The 8189-nt window shown below is 70.9% G+C and carries 8 protein-coding genes; 1 reads left to right on the forward strand and 7 read right to left on the reverse strand.

The genetic code is table 11. The features are described from left to right. Positions 1-81 precede the first annotated feature (81 nt). Entirely contained in the window at positions 82-1554 is a 1473-nt protein-coding gene (locus FNQ90_RS06740; protein ID WP_182605428.1) for an NYN domain-containing protein, read from the reverse strand. 16 nt (positions 1555-1570) lie between these two features. Continuing rightward, positions 1571-1810: a hypothetical protein gene (locus FNQ90_RS06745; RefSeq protein WP_143619087.1), complete on the reverse strand. Its 240-nt coding sequence runs from the start codon at positions 1808-1810 to the stop codon at positions 1571-1573. Positions 1811-2018: 208 nt separating this feature from the next. Here FNQ90_RS06745 and FNQ90_RS06750 point away from each other — a divergent pair, with 208 nt between their 5' ends. Beyond that, positions 2019-2300: an Lrp/AsnC family transcriptional regulator gene (locus tag FNQ90_RS06750; RefSeq protein WP_143619085.1), complete on the forward strand. Its 282-nt coding sequence runs from the start codon at positions 2019-2021 to the stop codon at positions 2298-2300. A 113-nt stretch (positions 2301-2413) separates the two neighbouring features. Here FNQ90_RS06750 and trpD read toward each other — a convergent pair whose 3' ends face one another. The 5 genes from trpD to ctaE all read right to left on the reverse strand — a co-directional run bounded on the left by trpD (position 2414) and on the right by ctaE (position 8072). Continuing rightward, positions 2414-3511, reverse strand: a complete 1098-nt coding sequence (trpD, locus tag FNQ90_RS06755) for an anthranilate phosphoribosyltransferase (protein ID WP_182605429.1) — start codon at positions 3509-3511, stop codon at positions 2414-2416. A 231-nt stretch (positions 3512-3742) separates the two neighbouring features. Further along, the gene (qcrB, locus tag FNQ90_RS06760; RefSeq protein ID WP_182605430.1) at positions 3743-5383 is read right to left on the reverse strand and encodes a cytochrome bc1 complex cytochrome b subunit; all 1641 of its coding nucleotides are present in this window, start codon (positions 5381-5383) and stop codon (positions 3743-3745) included. Continuing rightward, complete coding sequence (qcrA, locus tag FNQ90_RS06765) at positions 5380-6462, reverse strand: cytochrome bc1 complex Rieske iron-sulfur subunit (protein ID WP_182605431.1); 1083 nt, start codon at positions 6460-6462, stop codon at positions 5380-5382. Before qcrA ends, qcrB begins: the two co-directional genes overlap by 4 nt. Beyond that, positions 6459-7268 carry a cytochrome bc1 complex diheme cytochrome c subunit gene (gene qcrC / locus FNQ90_RS06770; RefSeq protein WP_143619077.1) on the reverse strand — a complete coding sequence of 270 codons (810 nt, stop codon included), beginning with the start codon at positions 7266-7268 and terminating at the stop codon, positions 6459-6461. The genes qcrA and qcrC overlap by 4 nt, the downstream gene beginning before the upstream one ends. Before the next feature lie 183 nt (positions 7269-7451). Continuing rightward, the gene (ctaE, locus tag FNQ90_RS06775; protein ID WP_143619075.1) at positions 7452-8072 is read right to left on the reverse strand and encodes an aa3-type cytochrome oxidase subunit III; all 621 of its coding nucleotides are present in this window, start codon (positions 8070-8072) and stop codon (positions 7452-7454) included. Positions 8073-8189 lie beyond the last annotated feature (117 nt).

Below are 8189 nucleotides of genomic sequence, written 5' to 3' on the forward strand. Positions count from 1 at the left end.
GGCCGGGCACGGCACCACAGGCACGGCGGACCGGGGGACGGGGCCTCCCCGATGGGCACCGGGCCCCGCGCCGGACCCCCGTCAGGTGCGGTTCAGACGGCGCAACAGCATCGCCGAGGCCACCGGCCGGGCCCCCGCCCTGGCCACTCCGTCCGCCACCTCGCGGTCGGTGGAGACCACGACCACCGGCCGTCCCGGCGGCTCGGCACGGACCAGACGGCGGATCAACTCGTCGGCCGTCTGCTCGGGTGGGCTGAACAACACCCGCACCCCGCGCGGCGAGGCCGGCATCACCGGCGCCGCCAACTCCGCCCCGTCGAAGACGCAGGTCGTCTCCGCCCCGCTGCGGGCGGCGAGCACCGCCAGACCGCTCAGCAGGCGCTGCCGCTGCTTCTCCAGCGGCAGGTGCGGGTAGCCCGTCTTGGTCACGTTGTAGCCGTCCACGACCAGATGGGCCCGGGGCAACGCCAACAACTGGTCCAGCAGGGCGGGGTCGTTCTCCTCCATGGCCCGCGAGGGGATGTCCCCCGGGCCCGCGGTCTCCGGCGAGATCGCCTCGACCGTCTCGGCCGGCAGCACCTCCACCGGTGGCAGCGCCAACTCGCGACTCAACCCGCGGGCCGCCTCGACGACGGTGTCGAGGAGCAGCCGCACCCGCATGTCCTCCAGGCTGCGGCCCTCGCGCGCCGCCCGGCGACTCGACTCCAACGCGGTCTCGGTCTCCGCCAGCCGGGCCCGCAGCCGACGCACCTCGCTCTCCAACCGGCTCCGCTCGGCACGGAGTTCCGCACGCTCGGCGTCCATCACCGCCCGCAGTTTGCGCAGTTCGGCCTCGCCCCGTCGCACGTCGCTGCGGGCGCTGCGCACCTTGCGGTGCAGCGCGTCCCCCTCCCGCCGGGCCTCCTCCAACTCGGTGCGCAGCCGCTCCGTCTCCTCACGGCCCGCGGACCGCGCGTGTTCCGCTTCCGCCCTCAACCGGGCGAGTTCGCGGTCGCGCTGCTCGTCGGCCCGCTCGGCGACCCGCCGACGCTCCTCCCGACCGGCGGTCTCCACCAGTTCGGCCCACCCCGATGGTCGAACCAGATAAGCGGTGGTGGCCACCTCCACCGGGTCGGCCGCCGGCGGCACGACCCCCGCCTCCAGGGCGGCGGTCAGCTCCGGGTGCTCGGCCCGCCAGCGGGAGGCCACCCGGTGCCGGAAGACGGTGTCCTCCTCCACCACGGCCGCGATCGCCGCGGCACCCAGCCGGACCCGACGGGTGGGGGTGAACCGCGCGTACTGTCGCAGGGGAAGCGGGAGCTCGTTGAGGGTGAGGCCGGCGAAGGTGTCGCCGGCCGTGGCGACCACCCGGTGACGGACGCGCTCGGGAAGCAGCGTCGCGGGGGGCGACGCCGCCTCCGGGTCGGTGTCCCCGGTGGGGGACTCCCCGACCGGAACCTCGCGGTCCCCCGGCTCCGACGCGTCGGGGTCGGGGATCCCGGGCCCGGGCGTACCGGCGTCGCGCCCCGGTTCCGCCGGTTCCTCCGGCCCCTCCCCCGTCGTGGATGCGGACACGGCTGCCTCCGCCGGCTCAGGACCCGGCGCCGGGCCGGTCCACCAGCTCGACCTGGTCCACGGCGTCACACCACCGACAGCGCACCGACTCGATGCGCTCGCTCAACACGTCCCGCTCCTCCACCCTGGCCTCCCCCGCGAGGTCGAGGTGGAGGTACTCCACCACCCGGCTGCTGCGGGTGACGTCGAAGCGGGTGAGGTTGCCGCAGAGCGTGCAACGCCAGCGGGTCCCTTCGGTCGGCTGGGGGAGCGCCATCTTCCCGTCCTCTTCCCTGGTCGTTCCGGGTACGGGAGCGGGCCCCCGCACGGCGGCACCGGTCGTCCGGCGCGGTCGCCTTCGTCCCCCGCGTTTCCGCCCCGTCACCCTCGTTCTGTCACCCTACGGCCTGGTGGGCCCCCCGTCCGCCGTGACCCGGGACTAGAGTCGAGGCGTTCTCAGTCCGATACCCCGGGGAGCGCGTGCCGTGATCACCTCGATCGTCCTCATCAAGACCGACGTGGACCGGATTCCGGAGATCGCCGAACGGATCGCCGCCCTGGAGGGGGTGAGCGAGGTCTACTCGGTGACGGGGGCCCACGACCTGATCGCGATGGTCCGGGTCCCGCATCACGACGAGTTGGCCGAGGTCATCCCCGGACGGATCAGCAAGGTGCCCGGCGTGGTCTCCACCGAAACCCACATCGCCTTCCGCGCCTATTCCCGACACGATCTCGAGGCGGCCTTCGCCATCGGCCTGGACTCCTGACGGTCCCCCGGAGCACACCCGAACGGGTGAGCCCCGACCACCGCGCCGGTGAGGGCGGGGGTCGGGGCCCGGCCGTGCCGGTCGACGACCGACGAACGGACCGCGTGACCGGGTCAGCGCTGCGTGACCGCCACCCACCGCTCGAGCGTCTTGCGCGCCGCGCCGGAGTCGATGGCCTCCGCCGCCCGCTCCATGCCGACGGCCAGCCGGGCGGCCAGCGGCTCGCGGGCGGAACCGGGGTCCAGGGCCACCAACGCCGCGGCGGCGTTGAGCAGCACGGCGTCGCGCACCGGGCCCGTCTCCCCGTCCAGCAGCCGCCGGGCGACCCCGGCGTTGTACTCCGCGTCCGCGCCGCGCAGGGCCTCCAGCGGCACCGGCTCGATGCCGACCTCGCGCGGGTCGAAACCCTCCCGGGTGACCGAACCGTCACGCACCACCCAGACGGTCGAGGTACCGGTGACGGTCAGTTCGTCCAGTCCGTCGTCACCCCGGAACACCAGCGCCGAGACACCGCGCTCGGCCAGCACCCCGGCCATGATCGGAGCCATCCGGGCATCGGCGACACCGGTGGCCTGGGCCCCCACCCGGGCGGGGTTGGTCAGCGGCCCGAGGAAGTTGAAGGTGGTGGGCACTCCGAGTTCCCGGCGGGCGGCGGCCACGTGCCGCAGCGCCGGATGGAACTTCACCGCGAAACAGAAACCGATGCCGGCCTCGGCCACCACCTCCGGGACCCGATCGGGGGGCAGGTCCAGGTTGACACCCAGGCGCTCCAGGACGTCCGAGGCGCCGCTGGCGCTGGAGGCGGCACGGTTGCCGTGCTTGACCACCCGGGCGCCGGTGCCGGCGACCACGATCGCCGCCATGGTGGAGATGTTGACCGTCCGGGCCCGGTCACCGCCGGTGCCCACGATGTCCACCGCGGGGCCGGGCACCTCGATGGTCCGGGCGTGCGCGTACATGGCGCGCACCAGCCCGGTCACCTCGGCGACGGTCTCCCCCTTGGCACGCAGCGCCACCGCGAAGCCGGCGATCTGGGCGTCGGTGGCCTCGCCCCGCATGATGCGGTCCATCGCCCAGGCCGCGTCCCCCGTGCTCAGGTCCCGGCCGGCGAGCAGACCGGAGAGCACACCGGGCCAGCTCGGCGCCGCCGGGCCGTGCTCGGGTCCGCCGCCGGTGGGGGTGCCGGGTGTTCCGGGGGTCGCCGTGCTCATGGCTGGGCTCCTGGGAATCGGGGGGAGTGACACGGACACCGGTGCCACCGGTGCCACCGGTGCCACCGGTGGGCGTCCCCGGCCACCGTCCGCGCCGAACGCCCGGGTGGTGTCGCGGGGCCCGGGGCCAGCCTATCGACGCCGGAGCACGCCGAAGCGGCCCCGTCCGGAGACCGGACGGGGCCGCTTCGGCGTGCTCACGGGTTCACGGTCACCCGACTCCCGAGGGGGTCAGTGGTGGCCGTGGCCGCTGGTGATCTCGCGGTACTCCTCGGCGGTGGGCTTGGGAATCTGCCCGCTCGGACCGTAGTACCCGCGGTTTATCCTCACGCGCAGCTTCTCCACCACGCCGACCTTGCGCGGCACGCCGTTCTCGTCGACCGGCGGACCGATCTCGGCGGGCTGCGGCTGGTCGTGCGCGGTGAGCGCGTAGCGCTTCTCGGCGCTCAGCGGCTCGTGCACCTCGATGAACTCACCGTGCGGGAGACGCTTGATGATCCCGGTCTCGCGACCGTGCAGCACCTTCTCGCGGTCCCGGCGCTGCAGGCCGAGGCAGATCCGCCGGGTGATGATGAAGACGACCACCGGCAGCACGAAGAAGGAGATCCGCGTCCACCAGGTGATGGCGTTGATCGACAGGTCGAAGTGGATCGCCCAGATGTCGTTTCCACCGGCGACCAAGGCCACGAAGTACCAGCTCAGCCAGGCCACACCGAACGCGGTCCGGGTGGGGGCGTTGCGCGGGCGCTCCGCGATGTGGTGCTCGCGCTTGTCCTTGGTCACCCAGCCCTCGAAGAACGGGTAGAGGGCGATGACCGCGAAGACCAGGGGGAAGACGATCAGCGGCACCAACAGACCGAGGTTGAGCGTGTAGCCGCCGGGGATGACCATCTCCCAGCCCGGCATCATGCGGACCAACCCCTCGGAGAAGCCGAGGTACCAGTCCGGCTGGGCGTTGGTGGAGATCTGGTCGGGCCGGTACGGCCCCAGCACCCACACCGGGTTGATGCTGGTGGTCGCGGCGATCATCGCGATCACGCCGAAGACCAGGAAGAAGAAGCCACCGGCCTTGGCCATGTAGACCGGGAACAGCGGCATGCCCACGACGTTGTCGTTGGTCCGACCGGGACCGGCGAAGTGGGTGTGCTTGTGGTAGACGACCAGCAGCAGGTGCGCCACCAGCAGACCCAGCATCAGGCCGGGCAGCAGCAGCACGTGGGCCACGAAGAACCGCGGGATGATCAGCGAGCCGGGGAACTCACCGCCGAACACCAGCATCTGCAGCCAGGTGCCGACCACCGGCACCGAGAGGATGGCACCCTCCATGAACCGGATACCGACACCGGAGAGCAGGTCGTCCGGCAGCGAGTAGCCGGTCAGACCGGTCAGGATCGCCAGCACCAGCAGCGCGAAGCCGAACAGCCAGTTGATCTCGCGCGGCTTGCGGAAGGCGCCGGTGAAGAACACCCGCATCATGTGGAAGAAGATGCCGACCACGAACAGCAGCGCCGACCAGTGGTGGATCTCCCGCATCAGCAGGCCGCCGCGGACGTCGAAGCTGATGTTCAGGGTGGAGGCGTAGGCCTCCGACATCAGCACGCCCTGCATCGGAATGTAGGAACCCTCGTACTCGATCTCGGCCATGCTCGGCACGAAGAAGAGCGTGAGGTAGACGCCCGTCAGCAGGAGGATGACGAAGGCGTAGAGGCAGATCTCACCGAGCAGGAAGGACCAGTGGTCGGGGAAGATCTTGCGCATGTTGGACTTGGCCACGGTGTAGACACCGAGGCGGCCGTCCGCCCAGTCGGCGACCTTCTCACCGGCGGGGGCGCCGGATCGGGTCTCCTTCGGAGGGTTGGTTGTGGTACTCATCCACGCTCCCAGAAACTCGGGCCCGGGGGCTCCTCGAAATCGCCCATCGCCGCGAGGTACCCGTCTTCGTTGACCGTGATCCGCAGCTGCGGCAGCGCGTGTCCGGCCGGGCCGAACAGCACCCGGGCGCCGTCGGAGAGGTCGAAGGTCGACTGGTGGCACGGGCAGAGCGCGTGGTGCGTCTGCTGCTCGTACAGCGTCGCCGGGCAACCGATGTGGGTGCAGATCTTGGAGTAGCAGAGGATGCCCTCGTAACCCCAGTCCGCGGACTGCTGGTCCTTGATGTCCTCGGGCTCCAGACGCACCAGCATGACCGCCGCCTTGGCGATCTCCTCGTGGAAGTGGTGGTCGTGGAGGTCCAGCCCCTCGGGCATGGCCTGCACCAGGGACCCGACCACCATGTCCTCCGGCCGCAGCGGCTGGCCGGTGTTCTCGTTGATGATCAGGGTGCCCTCGCCCCACATGGTGCGGCGCAGCGGGGCACCGCCCTCGGGGGAGGGACCGAGGTCGCGCAGCAGGACGATGCCGGACAGCGGCACCAGGGCCAGCGCGCCGACCATCGAGTTGCGGATCATCTTGCGTCGGCCGAAGCCGATGCCCGACTCATCGGTGCCCTTGCGGAAGTCCTCCATCACCGCGGCCTTGACCACGGGCGTGGCCTCTATCGGGTGCCGCTCCTGCGCGCTCTCCTCGTCCGACATCAGGGTGCGGGACCAGTGGACCGCGCCGGCACCGATGCAGAACAGGGCGAGACCCAGGGTCATGCCCAGCGAGAAGTTCAGCGGGCTGACGTTCCCGAACGGCCAGATGTAGGTGATCGCGTCGATCGGGATGAGGGCGTAGGAGAGGATGAACCCCACCGTCGCCAGCATGGAGACCGTGAACAGCAGGGTCACCACGCGCTCGGACCGCTTGGCGGCGCGTTCGTCGAGGTCCTGGATGCGCGGCTTGTGGGCCGGCAGGCCGGGGTCGGCGAACGGGTCGTGCTCCCGGGTCGCCGGGAGGCCGGCCTCGTCGGTCGGCGGGACGGGGTTCTTCCCGTCGTTCACGTCGTCGTGGGATTCGATCTGGCTACTCATGACTTCCTCGCCTTCGCGGTGTGGGCGGCGACCCACACGGCCACGGCGACCAGGAGACCGATGCCGATGGTCCAGGCGAACAGGCCTTCGGCGACGGGTCCGAACCCGCCCAGGCCGAACCCGCCCTCGCTCGGCGACTCGGAGGTGTTGACGGCGGTCAGCCAGGCGATGATGTCGCGCTTCTGCTCGGGCGGCAGCACGGCGTCGGGGAAGCTGGGCATGGCCTGCGGGCCGGTCAGCATCGCCTGGTAGATGTGCTTGGGGTCCACGTCGTGGAGGTTGGGCGCGTACTTCCCGTGGGTCAGGGCGCCACCCTGCCCGGTGAAGTTGTGGCACTGCGAACAGTTGGTGCGGAAGAGCTCACCACCGTGGGCGGCGTTGCCCTCCGAGGGGTCGTACGCGGCCGGCTCGGGCACCCCGGGCCCCGGGCCGAGGGAGGCGATGTACGCGGCGAGCTGCGCGATCTCCTCCTCGGTGTAGATGTTCGGCTTGGTCGGTGCCTGCGGCCCGGGCTGCTGCATCGGCATCCGGCCGGTGGAGACCTGGAAGTCGACGGCGGCGGCGCCCACGCCGACCAGGGTGGGGCCATCGCTGCTGCCCTGCCCGCCGGCACCGTGGCAACTGGCGCAGCCGACGGCGTAGAGCTTCTGGCCCTCCTCGATGGCGATCGAGGTCTCCGAGGCATCGGCCTTGGCTTCACCCGCGGGCGCAAGCGCGGCGTACAGCCCCCCCGTGGCCGCCAGCGCGAAGATGAGGACGACGAACGCCGCCAGCGGATGGCGCCGTCGTGCGGAGAGCTTTTTCACGGATTACCCCGGTGTCAGGATCTTCTGCGTCGGTGAGTGGGACGGGTGTCCGGCTGGGGTCGGCCACGGGGCGAATGGGGCTCGTCGCGTCCGGCGCTCGCACTGCCTTCGTGCACTGCCTTCAGCGCTTTGTCCCGATTTTACCCATACGGGTCGATCCCGGACGCGGCACCCCCTGATCTCCTAGCGGATCAGGTAGATGGTGGCGAAGAGGCCGATCCACACCACGTCCACGAAGTGCCAGTAGTAGGACACGACGATGGCCGAGGTGGCCTGTTCATGGGTGAACCTCTTGGCGGCGTAGGTCCGCGCCAACACGAACAGGAAGGCGATGAGCCCGCCCAGCACGTGGAGGCCGTGGAAGCCGGTGGTCAGGTAGAACACCGAGCCGTAGGGGTCCGACGAGAGCGAGACGCCCTCGTGCACCACCAGCTCGACGTACTCCGTGACCTGGCCGCCGATGAAGACCGACCCCATGATGAAGGTGACGATGAACCACATCCGGAGCTTGACCACGTCACCGCGCTCGGCGGCGAAGACGCCGAGCTGGCAGGTGAGTGAGGAGAGCACCAGGATGGTGGTGTTCGTCGCGGCGAAGGGCAGGTTCAGCGCATTGGCCTGTTCGGACCAGTACTCGGAGCCCATCACCGACCGCAGGGTGAAGTACATCGCGAAGAGGGCCGCGAAGAACATCAACTCGGAGCTCAGCCAGACGACTGTCCCCACGCTGGTGAGGTTCGGCCGGTTGACCGAGGGATGCGCGTGCCCGGTTTCTACTGCTGTTGCTGTCGCCACGCCCGACATTATGTCGGTCGCTTATCCCGCGCTCACCCCCGGGGTCCCGTTCGGTGTGTCCGCGCCCCGGCCGGCTCCGTACGCTGCGCGAACGCGGGCTCCCGGCCGACCGGTTCACCTTCGGCG

This window comes from Streptomyces alkaliphilus (genome assembly GCF_014141535.1).
Taxonomy (GTDB): domain Bacteria; phylum Actinomycetota; class Actinomycetes; order Streptomycetales; family Streptomycetaceae; genus Streptomyces; species Streptomyces alkaliphilus.

Coding starts and splice junctions, on each gene's coding strand:
- FNQ90_RS06745 (WP_143619087.1), bottom strand. CDS start 1,810: ATGGCGCTCCCCCAGCCGACCGAAGGGACCCGCTGGCGTTGCACGCTC.
- qcrA (WP_182605431.1), bottom strand. CDS start 6,462: ATGAGTAGCCAGATCGAATCCCACGACGACGTGAACGACGGGAAGAAC.
- qcrB (WP_182605430.1), bottom strand. CDS start 5,383: ATGAGTACCACAACCAACCCTCCGAAGGAGACCCGATCCGGCGCCCCC.
- trpD (WP_182605429.1), bottom strand. CDS start 3,511: ATGAGCACGGCGACCCCCGGAACACCCGGCACCCCCACCGGCGGCGGA.
- ctaE (WP_143619075.1), bottom strand. CDS start 8,072: ATGTCGGGCGTGGCGACAGCAACAGCAGTAGAAACCGGGCACGCGCAT.